The sequence below is a fragment of the Sphingobium sp. FG58 genome (assembly GCF_057809055.1).
Genome location: NZ_JBMDJF010000025.1, coordinates 1 through 22,643, shown reverse-complemented (window position 1 = coordinate 22,643; position 22,643 = coordinate 1). Strand labels below are relative to the sequence as shown.

Annotated in this window: 19 protein-coding genes and 1 pseudogene; 7 read left to right on the top strand and 13 right to left on the bottom strand. The window is 58.9% G+C overall.

What is annotated here, in order from left to right; all coding sequences use genetic code 11:
• Window positions 1-39 precede the first annotated feature (39 nt).
• Complete coding sequence (locus tag ACODR8_RS18405) at window positions 40-1,386, bottom strand: CapA family protein (protein WP_489008605.1); 1,347 nt, start codon at window positions 1,384-1,386, stop codon at window positions 40-42.
• Between the two features lie 358 nt (window positions 1,387-1,744).
• On the opposite strand from ACODR8_RS18405, the gene ACODR8_RS18400 reads away from it, so the two are divergent.
• On the top strand, window positions 1,745-2,650 hold the full coding sequence (locus tag ACODR8_RS18400) for a helix-turn-helix transcriptional regulator (RefSeq protein WP_489008604.1): 906 nt from the start codon (window positions 1,745-1,747) through the stop codon (window positions 2,648-2,650).
• Window positions 2,651-2,699: 49 nt separating this feature from the next.
• Here ACODR8_RS18400 and ACODR8_RS18395 read toward each other — a convergent pair whose 3' ends face one another.
• The 7 genes from ACODR8_RS18395 to ACODR8_RS18365 all read right to left on the bottom strand — a co-directional run bounded on the left by ACODR8_RS18395 (window position 2,700) and on the right by ACODR8_RS18365 (window position 9,739).
• Window positions 2,700-3,647 (bottom strand): NAD-dependent epimerase/dehydratase family protein, encoded by a 948-nt coding sequence (locus ACODR8_RS18395; protein WP_489008603.1) that lies wholly within the window; start codon window positions 3,645-3,647, stop codon window positions 2,700-2,702.
• A gap of 103 nt (window positions 3,648-3,750) precedes the next feature.
• Entirely contained in the window at window positions 3,751-4,500 is a 750-nt protein-coding gene (locus ACODR8_RS18390; protein ID WP_489008602.1) for an SDR family NAD(P)-dependent oxidoreductase, read from the bottom strand.
• Between the two features lie 151 nt (window positions 4,501-4,651).
• Window positions 4,652-5,125: a nuclear transport factor 2 family protein gene (locus tag ACODR8_RS18385; RefSeq protein WP_489008601.1), complete on the bottom strand. Its 474-nt coding sequence runs from the start codon at window positions 5,123-5,125 to the stop codon at window positions 4,652-4,654.
• 7 nt (window positions 5,126-5,132) lie between these two features.
• On the bottom strand, window positions 5,133-5,978 hold the full coding sequence (locus tag ACODR8_RS18380; protein ID WP_489008600.1) for an alpha/beta fold hydrolase: 846 nt from the start codon (window positions 5,976-5,978) through the stop codon (window positions 5,133-5,135).
• A gap of 47 nt (window positions 5,979-6,025) precedes the next feature.
• Complete coding sequence (locus ACODR8_RS18375) at window positions 6,026-7,753, bottom strand: FAD-dependent oxidoreductase (protein ID WP_489008599.1); 1,728 nt, start codon at window positions 7,751-7,753, stop codon at window positions 6,026-6,028.
• Window positions 7,754-7,813: 60 nt separating this feature from the next.
• Complete coding sequence (locus ACODR8_RS18370; protein ID WP_489008598.1) at window positions 7,814-8,788, bottom strand: cyclase family protein; 975 nt, start codon at window positions 8,786-8,788, stop codon at window positions 7,814-7,816.
• A 159-nt stretch (window positions 8,789-8,947) separates the two neighbouring features.
• Entirely contained in the window at window positions 8,948-9,739 is a 792-nt protein-coding gene (locus ACODR8_RS18365; RefSeq protein ID WP_489008597.1) for an IclR family transcriptional regulator, read from the bottom strand.
• 154 nt (window positions 9,740-9,893) lie between these two features.
• Here ACODR8_RS18365 and ACODR8_RS18360 point away from each other — a divergent pair, with 154 nt between their 5' ends.
• On the top strand, window positions 9,894-10,838 hold the full coding sequence (locus ACODR8_RS18360; RefSeq protein WP_489008611.1) for an acetaldehyde dehydrogenase (acetylating): 945 nt from the start codon (window positions 9,894-9,896) through the stop codon (window positions 10,836-10,838).
• A complete protein-coding gene (gene dmpG / locus ACODR8_RS18355; protein ID WP_489008596.1) occupies window positions 10,835-11,878 on the top strand; it encodes a 4-hydroxy-2-oxovalerate aldolase in 1,044 nt (347 codons plus the stop codon). Before ACODR8_RS18360 ends, dmpG begins: the two co-directional genes overlap by 4 nt.
• A gap of 40 nt (window positions 11,879-11,918) precedes the next feature.
• Here dmpG and ACODR8_RS18350 read toward each other — a convergent pair whose 3' ends face one another.
• The 4 genes from ACODR8_RS18350 to ACODR8_RS18335 all read right to left on the bottom strand — a co-directional run bounded on the left by ACODR8_RS18350 (window position 11,919) and on the right by ACODR8_RS18335 (window position 16,401).
• Window positions 11,919-12,704 (bottom strand): fumarylacetoacetate hydrolase family protein, encoded by a 786-nt coding sequence (locus tag ACODR8_RS18350; protein ID WP_489008595.1) that lies wholly within the window; start codon window positions 12,702-12,704, stop codon window positions 11,919-11,921.
• A 70-nt stretch (window positions 12,705-12,774) separates the two neighbouring features.
• A complete protein-coding gene (locus ACODR8_RS18345) occupies window positions 12,775-14,421 on the bottom strand; it encodes a bifunctional 3-(3-hydroxy-phenyl)propionate/3-hydroxycinnamic acid hydroxylase (RefSeq protein WP_489008594.1) in 1,647 nt (548 codons plus the stop codon).
• A gap of 134 nt (window positions 14,422-14,555) precedes the next feature.
• Window positions 14,556-15,422, bottom strand: coding sequence for an alpha/beta fold hydrolase (locus ACODR8_RS18340; protein WP_489008593.1), 867 nt, complete (start codon window positions 15,420-15,422; stop codon window positions 14,556-14,558).
• Between the two features lie 34 nt (window positions 15,423-15,456).
• The gene (locus ACODR8_RS18335) at window positions 15,457-16,401 is read right to left on the bottom strand and encodes a 3-carboxyethylcatechol 2,3-dioxygenase (protein WP_489008592.1); all 945 of its coding nucleotides are present in this window, start codon (window positions 16,399-16,401) and stop codon (window positions 15,457-15,459) included.
• 134 nt (window positions 16,402-16,535) lie between these two features.
• On the opposite strand from ACODR8_RS18335, the gene ACODR8_RS18330 reads away from it, so the two are divergent.
• Entirely contained in the window at window positions 16,536-17,342 is an 807-nt protein-coding gene (locus ACODR8_RS18330; RefSeq protein ID WP_489008591.1) for an IclR family transcriptional regulator domain-containing protein, read from the top strand.
• 58 nt (window positions 17,343-17,400) lie between these two features.
• On the opposite strand, the gene ACODR8_RS18325 is transcribed toward ACODR8_RS18330, so the two are convergent.
• Entirely contained in the window at window positions 17,401-18,162 is a 762-nt protein-coding gene (locus ACODR8_RS18325; RefSeq protein WP_489008590.1) for an SDR family NAD(P)-dependent oxidoreductase, read from the bottom strand.
• A 419-nt stretch (window positions 18,163-18,581) separates the two neighbouring features.
• Between ACODR8_RS18325 and ACODR8_RS18320 the strand changes: the two genes are divergently transcribed.
• From ACODR8_RS18320 to ACODR8_RS18310, 3 genes and pseudogenes are all read left to right on the top strand, one after another.
• A complete protein-coding gene (locus tag ACODR8_RS18320; protein WP_489008589.1) occupies window positions 18,582-20,360 on the top strand; it encodes a flavin-containing monooxygenase in 1,779 nt (592 codons plus the stop codon).
• A gap of 146 nt (window positions 20,361-20,506) precedes the next feature.
• Entirely contained in the window at window positions 20,507-21,760 is a 1,254-nt protein-coding gene (locus tag ACODR8_RS18315; protein WP_489008588.1) for an NAD(P)/FAD-dependent oxidoreductase, read from the top strand.
• Between the two features lie 107 nt (window positions 21,761-21,867).
• Window positions 21,868-22,104 (top strand): annotated as a pseudogene (locus ACODR8_RS18310) (transposase); the annotation flags it as partial.
• Window positions 22,105-22,643 lie beyond the last annotated feature (539 nt).

The following is a 22,643-nucleotide window of genomic DNA, read 5'->3' as shown; positions in this document are numbered from 1 at the left end:
TTGGCGATTGTGATACGCCGCTACCGGTGCCCACCGTGTTCAAGGTCCGAGTACGATCCGCCCCAGGCCATCTTCAATTTCTAGAACGGTTCCATAAGGGCTGCTCAGTTCGGCGAACCTGGCCAGGATCTGATCTGCTCGATCGACGTCGGGTTTTAATGGCAAGCCAGCAAGCGCAGATCGGAACGCAGGCCTGTCCACCAGACAAAAGTCTCGCGTAAAGGGGTGCAGTTCCACGCTACGCAATTGACCGGCGTCATAGTCGAGGACGACAACGGCGCCACAGGGTTCCCAATCGCCAAAATAGCCGCCTTTGGGCGTGACAGGGCTGGAGTAGGCATGAAGCGCGGCGTTGCCGTCTATGGGTAGGGCTTCGTCGAAGGGCACGCTCACGCCTTCCGAGTGGCGCTCATAAAATTCACGGGGATATCGGGTGATATCGCCTGTCATAAGGAAGAAGTCTCCCGGATCATAAAAGATTGGCTTACCCTGGTAGAGTTCGATGCCCCTGATCGGCGCGTGGCTACCCTGCGCGACGACCACGTCTGCACCTGCATCGATAGCTTGCCGGGCGAACTCTTCCACGAAAGGCGGCGGTGTCCTAAGCGATCCTGACGAGATATCCCATTCGTGGTTGTGAATGTGTGCAATCAATATGTCGGAATTGGCGCGGGCATTTCGCATGGACCGCAGGTTTCCCGCTACGTCACGCGCATCAAGTACCATCCGGATGCCAGGTTCGTCCGTGACATGGTATCGGATAAAACTATTATGCAGGCCGGGAAGACAGGTTTCCCACAAGTCAGCCGCTATCCTGGCAACCCACAAACCGTGCCTCGTCGCCATTTCGATTACAGTGTCGATGCTCTCCCGCCCAACGGCATAGTGCCAACCCAGTGGATTGAGGCCGGGCCTGGCCTGCACACCGTCAAACGGGTCGCTGGCGCGACTTTCGCGGGTCGCTGAAGTTGACATGGAAACGAGAGCAACGCGCGCCGTCGGACATTCCAGATAGGCCGCAGCACGCGCTTCGGCGAGACTCGGCCCGGTTCCGGCGTGCGTTATTCCCGCCGCTTTCAATGCGCCATGAGTCGATTCAAGACCGCCATAGCTATAGTCAAGCGCGTGATTATTCGCCGTCGCCACCAATCGCGCGTTTAGCCACGCCAATTCGTTCGCGACAGCGACCGGCGACCGCATGGCAACCATCCCGGTTTCGAAAGTTGGGAAAATTCCCTTCCCTCTATAGTCGTGTAACGTCGTCTCACAGTTCAAAAAGGCCACATCCGCCGACCGCAGAATATCGAAGATCGCCGTCGCGCGCGGGTGCGAGATTTGCGAGACGGGGCGCGTCAGTATGGCGTCTCCGGCAATTGCCACTTTCATTTACAACTCCTGCCGCCTCTAGCGTGGACGACCCACCGGTTAAGCCAGGCAATATCATAGATGACAGGAGCACTCGGGGTTTGAGAAGGGCGATCATCAGTCGTGGCAAACATGATGCACATCGGAAAAGTTTTTGCCATGCGGACGAATCTTGGGGCGCGCCGAAATCGCAGGATGGAAAGCGCCCTTTATCCATTTCCAGACCAATCGTGCATTACTTGCTCTCGTTGTGGAACAGGCGCGACCAGGCCGACTAGGATAACCGTTCACCAAATGAACACATTCATTATGCGTCGTTGATTCTCGCAACTGGTTGCGCAATCAAAAGGGAAAAAGCGGAAAACCAAGGAGAGGCAGCGTGGTCACTGGTTGGACTGAAACAATGCTGACACACCAGGCGCTGCCCGGCATCAGCGCACGGCTTGTTGATAGTTGTTACATGCCCGGCGGCCAAGCGGCAAAGCGCGAAGAAGGCATCGAGCTGCGTCTGCGCCTTTCGTCTGGTACATCGCGGATCACGGCTGGTCGTCTCGGTGGCGCTTTGAATTCGACCGGCAGATTGATGTGCATTCCTCCGAACACCGAAACATACGCCGTCTCTGATGCAGCTCAAAACATTCGATCTCTGTCATTGAAGATTGATCCGCGCTGGATCGAGCACGTTATAGGTGAGAAAAATCGCGCATTCTTCGATGGGGAGTTGCTCAATTTCAATTTCCACAACGATCATATTCATCGCGCAATGCATAAGATATCAGCAGAAATCATCTCCCCGAATGAATTCAGCATTGCCGTTATCGACGCTTGCTGCCGTCTCATCTTTATTGAACTGTTTCGCGCGTCAGCGAACGGGAAGGGAGCGAACGAACAACCGCGCGAACTCATCGTCAGGGAGCGCATCAAGGCCATTGAGAATTTCGTCTACGATTTCGGTGATGGCTGCCCAACATTGGCTGATGTAGCGCAAGAGCTAAACCTTGGTGCTAGCTATGTCAGGCAGATTTACAAAAAGGTGATGCATCGAACTTTGTTCGATTTTATTCAGGAAGTCCGCATCGCGCGCGCGCAGTCGTTTCTGGCCGAGAGCAACCTGTCGCTGAAGACCATTTCTTACAAATTAGGCTATTATACCCCGAGCGCCTTTTCGGTCGCTTTCCGCAAAGTCACCGGCTTGACGCCCCGAGAATATCGGGCGCGAATTTCCCGTGACGTGCGGCTGCAGCAAGACGCCAGCCTTCTGGCGTCCAGATCGGCGAGAGGCTGACCCTGGGAATTGATGAACCGCGCAAACGGTCCATCATTCCTAATCGTGGTCAGCCGTGGCTCTTCCAATTGTACTCGGCCAAGCCTGACCGATAGCGCTCTGCATATGAGCCATTCCTGATATCGTCGATGACATCGATGTGCCTGGGTGCCCATCCCAGTTCGGCGACGGTCCGCTTGGCGATCGACCGGCTGTTTACCGCAAGTGCGATATCGACCCAGAACGGACCCCACAATTCGCAGGCAGCTGCGTAATCGAGGCTTTTGGCTTCGCAGCCCGTAACTTGCGCGACCGCTTCGGCGATCGTGCGGAAGTTGGCTTCCCCACTGACCGCATGATATAACGCGCCGGGCGTACCTTTCTCTATTGCCAGGCAATAGATTTCGGCGAGATCCTCAACGTGGACAGCGGAATAGAGATTAAGGCCGTGACCGAGATAGCAGGCGGAACCGGTCAACCGGGCGGACTCGAATATCTGCGGAATCTGGATGCTACCGCCGTTCCCATAGATGAGCGGTGGTCTGATCACATAGGTGCTCAAAAGATCACCGGATGCCTGCCGCACAAGATCCTCCGTCTGAATCCGGACAGCGCGATTTGGTCGGGCAGGGAAGGGAAACGGGTCGTCTTCCGCGAACGTATATTGCGACCAGCGGCCATCGAGCGACTCAATGGACAGGACGCCCGAGCCGGACGTGAAAAGGAGGTGGCGGCTTCGACCTTTTGTGCAACCGTCGACCAGCGCGCGCATCAACTCCAGTTCGAGATCGAACGGCGCCATCGCCGCCATGACGACGACATCGAAATCGGCGACCAGTGTTGCAAGATGGGATAGATCATCGAAGCTTCCGCTGACGGCTCCGAAACCTTCCTCGTGCAGTTTCGCAACATTGGCATCAGCACGGGCGAAGCCGGTAACCACATGCCCCCGATCGCGGAAAGATCGGGCAACGTGGGAGCCGACATAGCCTGTCGCCCCAATCACCAAGACATCCATATGATCATCCTTTCCTTAAAAATCGATGCTCGCGTCACACCAACGGTGTGCGCAACGGCTTCTCGCGGTGAACGGTCACTGGGCCGCAACAACGCTGACCGGATCAGACGATTCCGCCGTCGACGACGATACTTTGGCTGCTGATCATCGCGCTTTCGTCGCTCGCGAGGAACAGCGCGAGAGATGCGACATCGTTCGGCTGGACCAGTCGTCCCATGCGCGCCATGCTGGCCATTCCGGCGAACCATTGCTCGATGTTCACGCCGCCGGATCCCTCTGGAGCCGATCGCTCGAGCATTCTGCTTCGCACCGGTCCGGGATGGATCGTGTTGCACCGGATGCGGCGGTTCGCAACGTCAAGCGCGACAGACTTCATTAGCCCGATCTGGCCTGCCTTGGAGGCGGAATATGCGGAATAGGCGGGGAACGCCGTCATCGCAGCGATCGACGATGTGAAGATCACGCTGCCATCGTCGGCGACGAGCGGCAGGAAATGCTTGGCTGTCAAAAACGCACCGGTGAGATTGACCGCAACGACCCGCTCGAATGTTGCCTTATCCATCTCGGTGACAGGTACATAGGATTGCTCGATTCCCGCATTGATGAACAGGGCGTCGATCATGCCGAACTCGGCGCGAACGGTGTCCGCTGTCCGCTTGAGATCGTCTTCGCTCGTCACGTCGGCCTGAAGCAACAACGCCGACGACAGTGATCCCGCAGGCTTTGGCAGGCCATCGCCATCGCGGTCGATCAGTGCCAACCGCGCGCCCTCATCGGCGAACCGTAAAGCGGTAGCCTTGCCGATATCGCCGGCGGCGCCGGTTATGACTATCTTCTTATCTTGAAGCCGCATGTTTTTAATCCTCGCCCGACAATGTTGTTCGACGTAAATTCCGAGCTTGACCGGTCCAGGCATCGGCACCGCATGATCAATCTCGCGTAGAAAAAACCGCAATCTCAAACCGGTTCGGTCCTTCTTCGCGGGTATCGGAAAGATCGCTTTCCTAAGTGATAGTTCGCGGTTGGGTCTCGATCGCCAGATGCAAACGCGTTAGCCGGATCCGTTCGAACAGCCAGCGATCACCTATCCGACAGTAACTTTCATGATAGTGGCCAGCGCCGACGATCCGGCTCGCATTGGCGAGCCCCTGGACGCCCGGTGGAAAGAAAAGGCGATCCTGCATCGCCCAGATCCCCGTTGCTTCAGTGGGGCTGGAAAAGGTTATTTCGGGCGAGTTAACGTGATGGATGCTGATGCCGCCCGCAAGCGCCGGATCGACGCCTTTGAGGAATTGCCTGATCGGGACCCAATCGGGATTGTTCTCAGGGAAGCTCAATATCGCATCCGGTGTAAACAGCCCGGCGAAACCCTTCCAGTCCTTGGTGTCGACATAGCGGCAATATTGCGCCTTCAGGACACGAATATCTTCCAGCGCGGTGAGCCGAGCGACCGGTTCCATGTCGAATGCCTGTGCCATCGAAATCTCAGCCCTTCAGAAAGTCGAGGAGGACCGCGTTCACCTGTTCTGGCTGCTCGAGCTGTGCGCAATGCCCCGCTCGGGGAATGGCAATTGCAGTCGCATTTGGGATTTTCCCGGTCAGTTCATCCCACCAACCGAACGGTTTGATCTTGTCGTTCTCGCCGGCGATGATGAGGCTCTCGGCCTGGATCCGGGCATAGTCGATCCCACCACTGGGCGCTCGCGTTTGCTGGACGCGTTCGGGGCGGCGGAAGCGGGCCGCGGCGACAGCTTCCCAGGCGCCCGGCGCGAGACTGGACACACGCCGCCGTTCAACATAGGCCTCGTCCTCGGCCCATTTCTCGTCGTGAAATAACGCTGTGACAATATTCTTCATCGCCTCATGTGAGCCGTCGTAGGCAAACAGCGCCTCGATATGGGGCGAATCGGTCAGCAGCGCTCCGCCGCCGGCTATGCTGACGATTTTGCGCGGCCTGAGCAGCGGTTCGGGCGAGGCGGAGTCGAATAGTGCCAGCATGCCGCCCATGGAGTTGCCAACCAGCGGCGCGCCTGTTGCGCCCATGGCCTCGACGAACCGGGCGAGGTGCCGTATCCGACGCATACGGCCGTCCACGAAGTCTACAACCTTTGCCGTCTGGCCGAAGCCGAGCAGGTCGGGCGCGATCACCCGGAAATGGCGTGCCAGGGACGGGATGGTCAGTTCCCAACATACCTCGGCCTCACCGCCGAACTCACCACCGTGAAGCAGCACCAGCGGATCTCCGGATCCTGCTTCGAGATAGCTGGTTTCAAGCCCGTCGATCATGATCTCCCGTCGTACGAGCGGTTTTTCGAGGTCGTTGTTTGTCATGATAGCCTGGCCTTCTAAGCGGATGTGTTTCGCGGGATGGTGGATCGCTAGCGCGTCTCGCGATGGGATGACGGCGCGTCGCCGACCCCCGCAGCATGCATGACTGCAAGATACGCAAAGGTCAGCGCGGGGCCGATCGTGATCCCGCCGCTCGGATAGAATCCGGCCATGATGGAATTACGGTCGTTGCCGCACGCATAGAGCCCGTCGATGGGGTTTCCCTCGTTATCGAGAACCCGTGAATGGAGGTCCGCCGCGAGGCCACTCGCCGTCCCGATATCCCCGGCATAGACACGGATCGCATAATAAGGACGCTTCTCGATAGGGCCGAGACAAGGATTGGGTGTATGGGTTGGATCGCCGAGATAGCGGTTGTACTGGCTTTCCCCCTTGTGGAATTCCGTGTCGACGCCTCGATGGGCATCATAGTTGAAGCGGTGCAGTGTCTCCTGCAATATTTGGCTTTCGACGCCGATCTTCGCAGCCAGTTGGTCAACGCTGTCGGCCCGAATAAGATAACCCGACTTTACAGCGCGGCGGCGATCGGCGGCGAGCGGGGGAACCGCGCCGAAGGCATATTTACGCACGAACGCATCGTCGCAGATTAGATGGACGGGCTGCTGATCCTCATTCCGGAAACGGCCCAGCATTGCCCGGACAAAGTCATGGTAATTTTCGGCTTCGTTGTAAAAACGCCGACCGAATTTGTTGACGGCAATCAGGCCAGGCTTCGCACGATCGGCCATAAGGTGCGGGAAATGGGCGGCCGAACCGTCCTTGCGCTTGCCGATGGACACGGGCGTCCAGAACGCCCCTTCAACGTTGTCGCGGTCGAATTTGGCGCCGTTCGTCAAGGCGATCGCGATGCCGTCACCGGTGCTGTCAGGACTTGTGGCGGACACGCCTGCTGGCACCTCGTCCATGAAATCCTCGCGCAGCGGCTTTCCCCAGGGAAACCCGCCGGTGGCAAGGATCACCCCGCGCTCCGCCATCAGCGTTTGCATCGTGCCATCCCGCCTGATGACGACGCCACTGACGCCTCGATCGTTCCTCACCAGATCGACGATCGGCGTATTGCGAAATACCGGGATATTGCGATCGAGTACCGATTTATAAAGGTTCGCCACCAGCGCGTTGCCACCTGTCAGGCGTGTTCCCCGGCCATAGCGACGGTAGAAAAGCCGATCCCGAAGGTCGCGCATCAGGAGGACGGAGGTATGCACCGCCGATTTGAAAGAGCGACGGGCGTTGAGCAGGTGATAGACGTCCATGAGTTCAAGCATCTGTCGCCCGAACAGGCAAAGTTCGGGCAGGGGTGGACGGACGTCGAGAAAATGGTCGCCCAGCGTCCTCCCGTCGACACTGTAAGGGGTCATTGCCCGTCCCTGCTGCGAGGCGCCTTCGGTGTCAGGAAAATAGTCTGGAGAGTTGCTCGGCCTGACGAAGAACAACGGCCGCGTCACGCTTTCCAGATATGCGAACGCTTCGGGGCTACGCTCCAGATATTCCCGGCGAGCGATGCGTTCGTGCTGGGTGGTTACGGTGTTATCGAGGTAGAGTTCGGCCTGGTCGACGCTGTCGTCAGCCCCTTTTTCGATATTCTGACGGCTGTTCGGAACCCATGCCACGCCGCCGGAATAGGACGTCGTGCCGCCGACCCACTCCGTCTTTTCAACAATAGCGACACGCAAACCTTTGGAATGAGCGATGATCGCCGCCGATAGGCCTGCAGCGCCCGACCCGGCGACAACCATATCATAGGACTCAATCGACATATCTTCTCCCGTTCAAAGTCATGTCGATCGACTGTTTTCTGGCATGCGTCGGCATATGCTCTACTTGATCGCCAGAACATTGACGGGTGCGCCCGTGGCCTCTGTGACCTTCAGCGGGGCGGCGGTGTAGAGGAAAGTCCACTGCCCGTCGGCGTGACAGTCCTTGTTAAGCTCCTCGAAGTTACAGACCTCGTTGAACGTGATCCCCAGGTTGCGCATCAACGCGCAGTGAAGCGGTATTTGAACGCCGATCGCTGGATCGATCTCGGTTTCGTTTGAGATGGTGTCGGTCGAAAGGCATGGAATCTCCATCTTATGGAACCAGTCCACAAGTTCCGGCGAATAGGTCAGTCCCGGCTCCAGAAAGTCTTTGTAGAATGTCTCTGGTCCTTGGACGCGCAGAAGCTGGAGAAACCCGAGCCGGAGGCAGAGAATATCGTGCTTTTCGATTGTGACGCCTTGCCGTTCGGCACATCCAAGTAGGTCATCGAGTTGAAGCAGGTCGCCCTTGTCGAGAAAATCCTTCCCCTTATACGCCGCCATATCGAGAAGGATGCCACGCCCGACAACGCCGCGTTGCGCGATCGGCAGGATCGAGGCTTTCTTGAGACCGCCATTCGACGCACTGGACGGATAGCCGTTCCACATCTTGTCATCGTACCAGACATGGCCGAGCGCATCGAACTGGGTCGATCCCTGCAGGAACATCTCGATACGGTCGTCCGTAAATTCGGCGCCGCCGGGTAGCGTGGCCATGTCGCCGCGGTCGTAGCTTGCCTTGTCGATCACGGTCTCGTGCTTGGCTGGTGCCCGCCCCGGCCACAGAGGATCACCGTCCGGATGGCCGATTACCTCGCCGCAGGTGAAAACCTTTCCCTGACGCACGGCGCTGACGCCGCGAAGAACCTCCTGATTTGTAAGAAAGTTCAGTGAGCCGACTTCGTCGTCCGCGCCCCAGCGTCCCCAGTTTGTGGGCGCGCCCGAGAGAAGCTGACTGACGCCCTGCGGCACGCCATGGCCGTGATTGTCGCACATGTCCTAAACCTTTTCATTGTGTCTCCACCCAAGGGCGGCGGCGCTTTGCGATAAGCCGGGAGCGCTACATCAACAACGGGAAAGGGAGAATTGTTCTCACCGCGAACGATGTACGTGGAATGTAGCGGTATGGGAACAGGCGGACATTGGTCGGTTTGATCAGGCAGCTGAAGAAACGTGAGCTGCTGGCCGTATATCGCGGAGCGACGCCGGAAACGCTGTGCGCGAAATTTCGCTTGCCGTATCGAAGAGCGACGACAGGAACACGCTCAGGTCCGAAGCCACGCCGCGCGCCGAAAGGATGCTTAGCGACAGCGCGGCCACTATCTCGCCGTTATGATCCCGAACGGGGACGGCAATGCAATTCAGCCCAATTGCAAACTCTTCGCGATCCAAAGACCATCCGCGCGTGCGCGTGTTCTGAATTTCGGCTCTTAGCTGATCGGCGTTGATGATCGTGTTGGTGGTCAATGCCACGAACGCGCTGCCTGCGAGGTAGGTGTCGAGCGCATCCATCGGCAATGCGGCGAGCAGCACTTTCCCCAGTGCCGAACAATAGGCTTCCAGTTCCGCCCCTTCGGCGGAATGCAGACGCTTTTTGCCATAGGTCTGCTTGACCAGATAGGTGACCATGTCGTCATTCAGTGCTCCCACATGAACATGGGTGCGCACCTTGCGGGACAGCTCCTTGACGGGCTGGCGCGCAGCCGCCGAGAGCAGGCCGTGGTGCGAAATGCCTTGAGAAAGCGCGAGAACCGCATTCCCCAACCGATAGTGCCCTTTGGCCGTCCGCATGATGAATCCACGCTCGACCAGTGTTTGCAAGATCCTGTGGGACGTCGTCATCGGCAGCCCGCAACATGACTGGATTTCGGGTAGCGACGGGCATCCCAACGCGCCGACAGCTTGGAGGATGTCGAGAGTCTTTTCGGTCAATTGCGGATTCGGCATGGGATACCCTTTAGCGCGTTTAAGCATCTAATTTCCACTGTACGGAAGTCGTTTGATGTATCCAAGTTGATCTTCGTTGCGCAACGTCCGATGTGGGCGTGAGCAGGCCGCCTAGAGAGTGCGGCTGATCCATACGACACAGAAGGAGATGCAGATGCCGAGGGTGAAAGCAGTCATCATCGGATCGGGTAACATTGGCACCGATCTTATGATGAAGATGATCAAATACCCAAAGAACATGGAGTTGGCGGCGGTCGTCGGAATTGACGCCAAGTCCGAAGGCCTCGCCATGGCGCGTTCACATGGTATCGCCACCACACATGAGGGAATAGAAGGGCTGAGGGCGCTACCCTGCTATCCCGAAATTGGAATCGCCTTCGATGCCACCAGTGCCTATGCACATAAGGAACATGATAGGGTGTTGCGCGCCGATGGCATCCAGGTGGTTGATCTCACCCCCGCAGCGATCGGCCCCTATACGATCCCGACGGTCAACGGCGACGCCAATCTGGACCAGCCCAACGTCAACATGGTGACGTGCGGCGGTCAGGCGACCATCCCTATGGTCGCTGCGGTGAGCCAGGTCGCGACCGTCCATTATGCGGAGATCGTTGCGTCCGTGTCCTCGCGCTCCGCTGGCCCAGGCACTCGCGCCAATATCGACGAATTCACCCGAACGACCGCGGGAGCGATCGAAAAAGTCGGCGGCGCAGCGCAGGGCAAGGCGATCATCATTCTTAATCCCGCCGAACCACCGATGATCATGCGCGATACGGTCTTCACTCTGTCCGAAGGTGCCGACGAAGATGTCATTCGCGCCTCGATCGAAGCGATGGTGAAGAAGGTGCAGGCCTATGTGCCCGGTTATCGATTGAAGCAGGAAGTGCAGTTCGAACGCTTTGGCGACAACAATAAGCTGAAGATTCCCGGTCGCGGCGAGTTCACTGGCATCAAGACGATGATCCTGCTCGAAGTCGAAGGGGCAGGGGATTACCTCCCGAGCTACTCGGGCAATCTCGACATCATGACCGCCGCTGCCAAAGCGACCGGCGAACTGTTGGCACAGCGCATTATTGCAGGAAAGAAGGTGGCCGCATGAACACGCGCTTCAACGTCGAGGCGGGCGACAAGCTCTATGTTCAGGACGTCACCTTGCGTGACGGCATGCACGCCATCCGCCATATGTACGGCATCGATCATGTCATGGCGATCGCCAAGGCCCTGGACGAGGCAGGCGTCGATGCGATCGAGGTCGCCCATGGCGATGGCCTCAATGGCGCCAGCTTCAATTACGGCTTCGGCGCACACACCGACTGGGAATGGCTCGAAGCCGTCGCTTCGGTGCTGACGAAGTCGGTTCTGACCACTTTGATTCTGCCCGGCGTGGGCACCGTGGAGGAACTGCGCCGCGCCTACGACATCGGTGTACGATCGGTACGCGTCGCGACGCATTGCACCGAAGCGGACGTATCGAAGCAGCATATCGGTATCGCCCGCGATCTGGGCATGGATGTGGCCGGTTTTCTGATGATGAGCCACATGATCGAGCCGGACGTGCTCGCGCAGCAGGCGCTACTCATGGAAAGCTATGGCGCGCAGTGCGTCTACGTCACCGACAGCGGTGGCGCGCTCGACATGGACGGGGTGAAGGCGCGGTTCGAAGCCTATGATCGGGTGCTCAAGCCCGAAACTCAGCGCGGCATGCACGCCCACCACAATCTGTCGCTCGGTACGGCCAACTCCATCGTCGCGGCACAATGCGGCGCGGTGCGTATTGACGCCAGCCTTACTGGCATGGGCGCGGGCGCGGGCAATGCCCCGCTCGAAGTCTTCGTCGCCGCTGTCGATCGCAAAGGTTGGAACCATGGCTGCGACGTCAATGCGCTGATGGATGCAGCGGAGGATCTGGTCCGTCCGCTGCAGGTTCGTCCGGTGCGAGTTGATCGCGAAACCTTGGCATTGGGCTATGCCGGCGTTTATTCCAGCTTTCTGCTCCACGCGGAAAAAGCGGCCGAAACATACGGTCTCGATACCCGTACGATACTAGTCGAGCTCGGCCGCCGGAAGATGGTCGGAGGACAGGAAGACATGATCGTCGACGTGGCGCTGGACATGGTGAAGGAACGGGACGCCGCATAGCTGCGGTACGCAGAAGGGCGCGGCGTTGCCGCGCCCTTCCTCACGCGAACTGGATCTCTGCAGAGCCAAGACCTCCGATCCTGGTCATGAATGCGTCACCGGCCACCGCCGGAGCGAGCGGGACGAGCGATCCCGACAGGATCACGTCTCCGGCCTTCAGGGCGACGCCGTAGGCGCCGAGCGTATTCGCCAGCCAGGCAACGGCAGTTAGCGGTGACCCTTGCACCGCCGAACCATAGCCTTCCGATATCAATTCCCCGTTCTTGTAGACCTCGCACTTGAGGGCAGGCAGATCCAGATCGCGGGGATCGACCCGTTCGTTACCCAGAACAAAAATCCCGCAGGACGCATTGTCCGCGATCGTATCGACGATCCGGATATTCCAATTCTCGATCCGGCTGTCCACGATCTCGAAACACGCACACACGGCTTCCGTTGCCGCCAGAACGTCATTGTCTGTCACCCCTGGACCCGTCAGATCATCCTTCAGGATAAACGCGATCTCGGCTTCCGCGCGCGGTGCGACGAGGTGGCCGGCGATCGTGAACGTTGCACCGCAATCGACGCGCATCGTGTCGGTCAGGAAGCCGAAATCCGGACGGTCCACGCCCAGCATGTCTTGCACCGCTTTTGAGGTGACGCCGATCTTCTTTCCCACGACACGCTCTCCCTCGGCCTCACGCCTGGCGAGAATGCCAAGAGAAATGCGATAGGCATCGTCGATCGTCAGCTCGGCTTGCTCATGGAGCGGTTTGATCGCCCGGACCTCGCGCAGCGCACGGAAAAGCTCTTCCGCATATCGATTTACTAGAACGTCGTTACTCATTGCATCCTCCTGAATTTGATCGGGGGCCAAGCGATGCTGAAGCGCGTCAGAGCCAGAAGGCTTGCTGCCGCTATACCGGCTGCGCCACCGATTGCCCTTTGATGATCGTGCGGAACTGATGAGTTGCCGCATCGAGTTCTTGCGGCGAGACGATGCCAGCCACGAAGCGATCAGGGCGCATGATGACGATCGATCCATCCATATCCTGCGCTGCGAACCACTCGTGCAGAGTTTCATCCACATCGCCGATGAGTTGGGTTCCTTTCAGCACGGTGCCGCGAAAATTCGTGACCTGCGTGGGTGGGACGATCGCAATCATTTCAGCGCCCAGGTCTCGCCAGAACTGACGAACCTCTTCCGACATATGCACTTGCGGATCGCTACCCCACGAAAGCACGGCAAAGCGTAGACCAATCACGTCATCAAGCCGACACTTCTTGCCTTCCCTTGTGACAACGTAGGGCTGGGGGAACAGGCGTCCTGTGGCCTTGCGGTCCGGCTGGCCGCTGGTGCTGGTCAAGACGACGCCGCTGGTGAACCGGGGCATTGGTTTGAAGCGCATCTGCACGATATACCGCTTGATCGGTGGGATCGCGTTCAAAGACATGGCAATCCGGTCGCGTAGCCAGGCGACCGCCTTGTTCGTGGGCGCGAAGACGCGACCGGCAGTGACCGACAGGTCGATCATCGCCTTGGCATGCTCGCGTCGTTCCGCTTCGTAGCTGTCCAATATATCCGGTGACGCGTCGCCCCGTACCACCATTCCCAACTTCCACCCCAGATTCGTCGCATCGCGTATGCCGCTGTTATAGCCCTGACCTTGCCACACCGGCATTAGGTGCGCGGCGTCACCAGCGATAAAAACGCGGTCCTGCCTGAACTTCAGCGCCAGGCGGGCATTGTGTGTGTAGACGCGGCTGCGCAGCACATTCGCCTTCTCGGGGTGAGGTAACGCGCGTGCCAGTAACTGCTCCACGCCCGCTGTCGAGCACAATTCCTCTTCCGTCTCTTCGCTCAAGACCATGAACTCCAGCCGCCGCATACCATGAGGCAACGCGATGGAAACGAACGGTCGCGAAGGTACACAGTGCAGGTAGGAATCCGGAAGGCCGATGGGATCGTCCAGAATGTCGATAACGACCCATCGCGTGGCATCCGTAATGCCGTCGAATGGTATATCGAGTTGCTTGCGGACAATGCTGCGGCCACCGTCGCATCCGATAAGCCACTTCGCCCTAACCGAATGCTCGCGTCCATCGGTCTTGACTGAAAGTACAACCTGCTCCGCATCCTGTACGAATGTGTTGACTTCCGCATTGAAGACGACGTTCACGCTATCGAAACGCTCCAAGCCGCAGTAGAGAATCTCGTCAGTCATCGGTTGAATGAATGAGCTTCGCCGTGGCCAGCCGAATTCTCGGGTTTTCGGATCGATCAGCGCGAACGTCTTGCCAGTCGCAGTGACGAACCGCATTTTCTGGCCCGGCGTCGTGTGCGCCGCGACCGCGTCGCCCAGTCCGATCGACTGGAAGCTGCGCAGGCATTCGTCGTCCATTCCCACGCCGCGCGGATAGTCGATCAGCTTTTCGCGCTGTTCAAGAATCAGGGTCTTGACCCCCATGCTCCCGAGATAGTTCGCGATCGTGAGACCAACTGGTCCAGCGCCGACGATCGCGACATCGACGTCTCTCGCTGCCTCGTGATCTCGTGATATCATCTTTATTTCCTAAGGCTTTCCGTCGAAGTAATTATCAACCTGGAGCTTATCCGAAGCAGGCACGGGTTGCCGATTGCATGGCTTGTGACCCGGCCGACGTTGCGCGATGAAAATGATGGCGGCCGGCCAACCCCTCACTTGCCAAGAAGGAAGTCGGTGTGAATGGCATTGAACCGATCGGCATCCTCGAATTGCGGCCAGTGACCGCACCCGTTCATCACCTCGTAGCGAGAGTCAGGCAATAAGTCTGCGATCCGCTTGCCCTCCTCGGGAGACGCCGTTGGGTCGTGCGACGTCCATAGAACGAGGGTAGGGGATGCAATCCGCCCCGTCTCTGCATCCGAGAACATGTTGCGCCGCCGGATATTCATCTCCTGCATGCACAACACTTTCTCCATCACGTCGGGGAAGCCGGGCTGGGCGTAGATCGCGCGCCTGGTCTCGACAAGGTCGTCGTTCACCTTGGATATGTCGTGCATCAGGAACTCAAGCCGACTGCGGATACGCTCAGGCGTCGGATCACGTGTGGCCTCCATCGAAAGGCGCTTGATGCGCTCCATCACTTCGGGATGCGCAGTCCATCCCCCGGAAGTGTTTAGCACCAGCCGATCGACTTTTTCAGGATGATGCAAGGCGATCCAGGCCGCGACCCAACCGCCAAGCGATTCTCCTGAGAAATGCGCCTTGTCGCGGCCGAGCGCCTTCAGCACCGCCAGCGCGTGTCTGCCGTAGTCCGGGATCTCATATCCGCTCTCGGGCTTGTCGGTCCAACCATGCCCAATCAGATCAATCGCGACCGTCCAGAAATATTCGCCATGCGCAGCGAAGTTACGGCTGTACGCTTCTGCATGTCCGCCCGTGCCATGAAGCAGGATGAGAAGCGGCTTGTCGGGTGAACCGGACGATATGAAACGCGTCCTGATCCCGTCGGCGTCGATATAGCCTTGCGAGAAGGACGCCTTGCTCAGGTCTGACCAGATTGAATTATAAAACTCAGACATATGCCTCTTTCAAAATAATGTCAGTGGGCGCGGTTTACGCAGGCGTTTGGGTCGGAGTACTCCAGAGAATGCCCATTCCGGTGATCCATTCGTCGATCGCCGCATAATATAGTTCGGTCGTGGAATAGCTGTTACCCAGCGCAGAAAGGGCAGCGATCCAGGTGCGCGTCTCATGTCCGCCGCGTCCACCGGTCTGGCTGATCGCGACATCGGACCAATCGTCGAGCACGGATAGGTCGCCCGACGCGAACGCGTCGAGCAGCATTCTGTCCCACTCGGGGTTAGCGGGTAACAGCGTCGATACTCCGGCGGCCATGCTATTGCCCTCATTGCGGGCACGGCTTTGACGCGCGAACCGCGCGGCATGATCGAGGGGCACCCCCGATATAAGACGGTGACGCATCTCAGGGGGCGCCGTTGAGAGATCGGCCATCGGCGGATCGTGCGATAGCCCGCCCGAGCCCACGATCAGCACACGCTCCGGCGCAGCGCGCGCCCAAGTGCCCACCGCCCTTCCCAGAGCTCGTGCCCGGTCGAACTTTGGCAGGGGCGATGCGGCGCAGTTGACAAAGATTGGTATGACGCGGGTCAGCGGATATTGCGCCGACAGCCACTCGATGGGCTGCATGGCGCCGTGATCCACCTGCATGTTGTAAGAGATTGCGGCATCAACGCCGAAATTAAGCGCCGAGCGCGCGAGATCGGCTGCTCGCGCTTCGGGGACATTCAACTTGCCGGCCGCGGTGCCATAGTCTCCGATCGACGTAGCCTCCATCGCAATGCAGAAAGACGGGAGGAGACCGTAGAAAAAGCCGTTGATGTGATCGGGGTGGAATATGACGGTAATGTCGGGCTGCTGCTCGGCGACCAGTTGCGCAGCTTTCGATACCGCGGCATCGAATTCGGCCTCGACTGCGGAATCCGGTCGATTTTGGTCTTTCAACGGACTGTGCGAAAGGCACATGGCGCCGACGATCATGCAATTGTCCTTTAGCCTTTCCGCCGCACCTTGTGCCTGATCCGTGCGGGTTGTTGGAGGGAACCATCGATAAACGCTTGACGGCTTGCAACATCATTTCCAAAACTGTTCCCCAAGTGAACAGAGGGTCCCCAGTGAGTGAATTGGAGCCAAGCCCCTACAAGGATGTCCGATCGCTTGTACGAGGCCTGCAGATCATAGAGGTGCTCAGCGAGCTCGGTCCGGTTAAGATGGGCGAACTTAGCGAAAGGGCCGGCATCGAACGCTCTTCGGCGTATCGGCTGGTCAAGACGCTGACTCAGCTCGGCTATGTGTCGCGCCGCGATGACGACGGGGCAATCGGGCTCACGCCAAAGTTTGCGTATCTTGCAGATGCCCTGAAGGACGACGACGTCGTCACGCAGTTTGCCTGGCCACCACTTTTCGACCTGAGCAAGGACGTCCTGTGGCCATGCGATTTCGCCAGCTTTGACAGCGGTAAGGTCCTGATCCGCATCTCGACGCACAAGATCAGCCCGATGTCGATCCACCGGGCAATGGTCGGTAAAGAGCGTCATTTGACCCGCTCAGCACTAGGACTGGCAATCCTGGCCGCTATGTCCCAAGAGGAACTCGAAGCTTCCCTCGCAATCATTGAAGCGCTGGGCGGACCGGCGGCGGACGACGTGCGAGATCGCGAAACGGTTCGGCGTCTGAGTGAAGCGGTACGCGCGCGCGGCTATGCAAGCTCGGCGGGGCAGACGGAAAGCAAGATCAGCGCTATCGCACTCCCCGTGATGGCGTCCCACGGCCGTGTCGCTGGTGCTGTCAACATCATCTTCTTCCGCAGTGTGATGACTACGGAGCAGGCGGCACAGCGCTACCTGCCCAAGCTGCAGGAATGCGTTTCGAAGATTGAGCAGTCACTTCAAGACTTCGCGGAGAGGAAGAGTGCATCGTAGCTGGCAACATCTCGATGAATCAAACGCAGAAATGAAACTTAGCACCCTCTCGCCGACATCAGCGTGCGGTAAGCCCTCCATCCACAACGATGGCCTGCCCGGTGATAAACGAAGCCTGTTCGGACGCAAGAAAAGCGACGACCGCGGCGATTTCTTCCGGACGGCCCCAACGGCCCATCGGAACGCGCAACGTGCCATTGATAAGCGCGTCGCTCTCGGCCGGCGTCGGCGCGAATTTCGCGGTCATGGGCGTTTCGATGTAGCCAGGACATACCACGTTGACGCGAATCCCATCTTTCGCATGTTTGAGCGCAGCGTCCTTCGTCGCGCCGACGACGCCGTGCTTGGCGGGGCCATAACCAGCCGGCCCGATGGATCCGGTGACCCCCGCGATGGAAGCGATGTTGATCAACGATCCGCCGCCGAATTTCTGCAATAGTGGCAGCGCGGCGCGCATCACGCGCCAAGTGCCGAGCAGGAACATATCGACGTTACGTTCGAAATCATCATACTCGTCCGTGGAGGTCCGGCCTGCGGAGTTCACGACGACGTCGAGCCTGCCAAATCGATCGACGGCAGCGCCCAGGCTCGACTTCACAGACAGGTCGTCCAACACATCGACCCGGCAAAACGCGGCCTCGCCGTCGTAACTCTTTATACTGGCGATAGCCTGAGCCGCTGCGTCCTCATCGACATCGGCAATCAGTATTTTCACACCGCTGGCAGCAAGCGACAGGGCGATCGCCCGCCCGATGCCGCTTGAGCCGCCCGAAACCCAACCGACCTTGCCGCGAAGGCTGGGGTAGGTGATATTGTCCATGGAATTTTTCTCCCTCATTCGTCGCGGCTCGTGCGATCGATCGTCCCAGGCCAATCAGCGCAATCCCGCTGGCATGTGGCGCAGCTCTTACAGGCACCGCCATGCACAAGGCAACGAGCATCCCTAATCTGTTCTCCCGGCGAACTACCGTAGCTGGTTTCCGCAAACCGGCCGATCAAGGCTTTGCGTGGCAACCTCAACGGCACCAAAAGTTGGCGGCGTTTGCCGTAGGTCGCAACAGCTGATCAGCAATGTTCACGCAGTGAACGATCCGATCATTCGTGATTGCGAAGGCGATAAGCAGCATTTACGCCGCAACAAAGCACGTCGCGCGGAACCTGCGGCCGGGCCTCCCCTGGAGGCGCTGGGCCTCATCATCTCCGAAGCGCCCGGTGTCGAGTCAGGAATAGGATGCGTTCATGAATGATCTTCAAGTCGAGACCGAAGTGGTCGAGTGGGTTTCGGCATTCGAGGACGCAATCGATTCACGAGATGCGGCCAAGCTGAAGGATCTGTTCAGCGACCCCGCTTATTTCCGGGACAATGGCGCTCTGACCTGGGATTATCGGCAGTTCCATGGGCGCGATGTTGTTCTCTCGACCTTGCTCGGTCTGGCTGACGAGATGCAGCCGCATCGCTTCCGTATCTCTAGCGAATGGCCCGCGCCCAACCTGCAGGACCACGGAGGCAACGAGATTATTGAGGCCTTCTTCGACTTTGACACAAAATTCGGCAAGGGCGTTCTGGTGCTGAATGCGGTTCGCGACGGTGCGTCTTCAAGATTGAGGGCCCGTGCGATCTTCACGCGTTTGGAAGATCTCCATAGTAAGGAACCTCCGGCGCGTCATCCCGCTGGACGTGGCTATGTAGCTGCGCATCCAGGCCAGACCTGGAAGCAGCACCGTGACGCCGCCCGGCAATATCTGGACAGGGAACCGGAGGTCGTCGTCGTCGGCGCCGGACAGGCGGGGCTGACGACTGCAGCGTGCTTACGGCGGCTGGGCGTGGATGTACTCAATATCGACCGGTACGATCATGTGGGTGACAGTTGGAACAAGCGCTACGCTGCTCTTTACCTGCACAATCCCATCGAGATGAACGGCTTTCCGTTCCTGCCCTTCCCGCCACACTATCCCCAGTATTTGCCCAAGGACCTGATCGGGGATTGGCTCGACATCTACGCCCGCTACATGGACCTGACTGTGTGGACCGGGACAGAATTTGTCAGTGCCATGTACGACGCGAGTGCAGACCGCTGGGATGCGGTGGTGCGGTCGTCCGACGGAACGGAACGCGAGTTGCATCCCCGCCACATCGTCTGGGCGACCGGCGGCATCGGCGGCAAGCCATTCGTTCCGACCTTGGACGGTATCGGCGCGTTTGCCGGGAAGGTCATGCACTCGTCTCAATTCACCGACGCGGCGGACTACGGGATCAAGAAGGCGATCATCATCGGCGTGGCGACGAGCGCGCACGATATCGCCCGTAACCTGCATGACGGCGGCGTCGAGGTCACAATGTTCCAGCGCGGCCCTGTCGTCGTGAACAATGTCGATACGGCCAATCTCGCCTACGCCGGATATCTCGACCCGACGATCCCGACAGAGCTTGTGGATCTTCGCTATGGCATCGGTCTCATCAATCCGCTCCGCGAAAGCGCCAGTCGAGCCTATCACACAATGGCGCAGGACATTGACCGCGAACTGCTCGATGGGCTGAAGGCCGCCGGACTGGAGCTGGGCGATGGCGTTGATGGCCAGGGCTGGCTCGATCTCTTCCTGCGGACGGGTGGCGGTTATTACCTGAACACAGGCACCTCGGAGCTCATTGCCGCAGGGAAGATCAAAATCGAGCAATTCAATCGGATTGTTGAATTTGTGCCCGGAGGCGTGAAGCTTGATGATGGCTCCATCGTCGAGGGCGACATCATCGTCCTCGCCACCGGCTATCAAAGCCGCAAGGCGGAAGTGGCGGGGGTGTTCGGTCAGGACACAGGCGATCGTGTCGGGGAAATCGCGCGGCTCGATCCCGAAGGCGAATGGGCGAGCATGTGGGGGCAGACCGGGCAGCGTGGCTTGTGGTTCAATGGCGGCGGCATAAATCAGATGCGGCCTGGTTCGCAACGCCTTGCTTTGCTCATCAAGGCTGATCTGGCGGGCCACATCTCCGAGACGTTCAGAAGAAAAGCGAATGGTTGAAAGATCTACTCGACCCGCGACGCGACGGGATGACTTTGCTCCCTGGAGATCAGGCACCAGCGCCCGACCACAGACAGATAAATTGTCAGCATAACCGGCACGCGCTTCAGCCGACGAGGTAGAGACGGGCGGGGACGGAGAATAGCATGGTACACAGATACGACGTCGTGATCGTTGGAGCTGGGCACGGCGGTGCGCAGGCGGCGATCGCGCTCCGGCAAAACGGGTTCGCCGGCACCATCGCAATGATCGGCGACGAGCCGGAACTCCCCTATGAGCGTCCGCCGCTCTCGAAGGACTATCTCGACGGTCAAAAGACGTTCGAGCGCATCCTCATCCGACCGGCTTCGTTCTGGGATGAACGGGGGATCGTTATGCTACTGGGCCGCCGGATTGTCGCGGTCGATGCCGCAAAACACAATGTGACCAGCGATGACGGGCTGGTCGTCGGTTATGGCAAGCTGATCTGGGCGACCGGAGGGGCGGCGCGCAAGCTTGCCTGTTCCGGCCACGATCTGGCTGGCGTCCATACCGTGCGGACACGTGCCGACGTCGATCGGATGAAGGCCGAACTGGGCGGCATCTCGCGCGCCGTGGTAATCGGTGGAGGCTTTATCGGACTAGAGGCGGCGGCCGTGCTAGCCAAAAGCGGCAAGCAAGTGGTCGTGCTCGAGGCGCTTGACCGGGTTCTCTCACGTGTGGCCGGAGAGGCGCTGTCGCATTTCTATGAAGGCGAACACCGCGCCCATGGCGTCGATGTGCGTGTCGATGCCAAAGTCGATTGCATAGAGGGTGATGGTGACAAGGTTACGGCAGTCCGGCTCCATGGTGGCGAGGCGCTGAAATGTGAGATGGTTATCGTCGGGGTCGGCATCGTCCCTTCGGTGGAACCAATTCTCTTGGCCGGCGCGAACGGCGGAAACGGCGTGGCTGTCGATGCGCAGTGCCGGACCAGCCTTCCCGACGTTTTCGCCATCGGAGATTGCGCACTTCACAGCAATGGCTACGCGGCGGGCGCGCAAATTCGGTTGGAATCGGTCCAAAACGCCAATGATCAGGCGACAGTCGCAGCGAAGACAATCGCCGGCATTGAAACGTCCTACGATGCGGTGCCCTGGTTTTGGTCGAATCAATATGATTTGCGACTACAGACGGTGGGCCTCTCGACCGGGTTTGATGCGGTCGTGCAGCGTGGCGATCCCACACAACGCAGCTTCAGCCTGATCTATCTCAAGGGTGGTCAAGTCGTGGCGCTCGATTGCGTCAACGCGACTAAGGATTATGTGCAGGGGCGTGCCCTTGTCACAGGCGGTGCCGCGCCGAATTTCCACTTGCTCGCAGATCGATCGATATCGCTCAAGGACATTATCGCCGCCTCCCAAGCGCGAGGACGGCAATAGCGCTACGATATCTCTTGGCTGCGACTGACCGCGGTGCAGAGCTGGACTTGTAACGGATTTGCGCCGGTCACCTGAGCGATTAGAGTTCGCAACAGGAGACCGACGAGATGATCAAGCACACAGAAGAGTTCAAGCAGGAGGCGGTGTGGATTGCGCTGACCAGCGGATTGCCCCGCGACCGGGTCGCATCGGATTTGGGGATATGAAAGTCGACGCTGGGCAAGTGGGTATCACAGTATCGGCCCAGTGATCCGGTTTCAGCGCCGCAGGCAGATCTGGCACGTGAGAATGAACGCCTTCGCCTTGAGAACCGTGTGCTGCGGGAGGAGAGGGAAGTGCTAAAAAACCGTCGCCGGCTGGGCCCGCCTGTGCGCGGTAGAAACGGGTCGTGCTATAATGCTGTCAGGAGCGTCGCGGCCGATGGCTTATTGGAGGCATGATATCCCGTTAAAAAACTGGCCCGTGGGTGTTTGCGTACTTGAGAGTGGTGACGCCGTTTTGCGGCGATCCTGGTTAGGAAGATGACGTTTAGCATCGCCCATACCCTCCTGTTTTGAAGGGAGATTGGAATGGAACGATCAAAATCCAGCGCGTTGTCTATGGTCAATCCACGCGCCGCTGCCATCGACATCGGGTCATCAGAGCCATTGTGAGCGGGGAACGTACGATCCGCGCTCGGTTAGTCTTATGGTCAGTGGGTAATGGTGGTCGCAACGCCGAAGCCGGGCATACCGCTTCTCTCCTAATTCCTGTCCAACGGTGCCGAAAGGGTCGTCTCGAACTACCATGATGGCCCCGCAGTTCAAAAATCTAGACGTGATATCCAACGTAAGCGCCGACGGAAGGCGGCCTTGTTGCCGGCACCGGAATAGGAAAGCTCGCG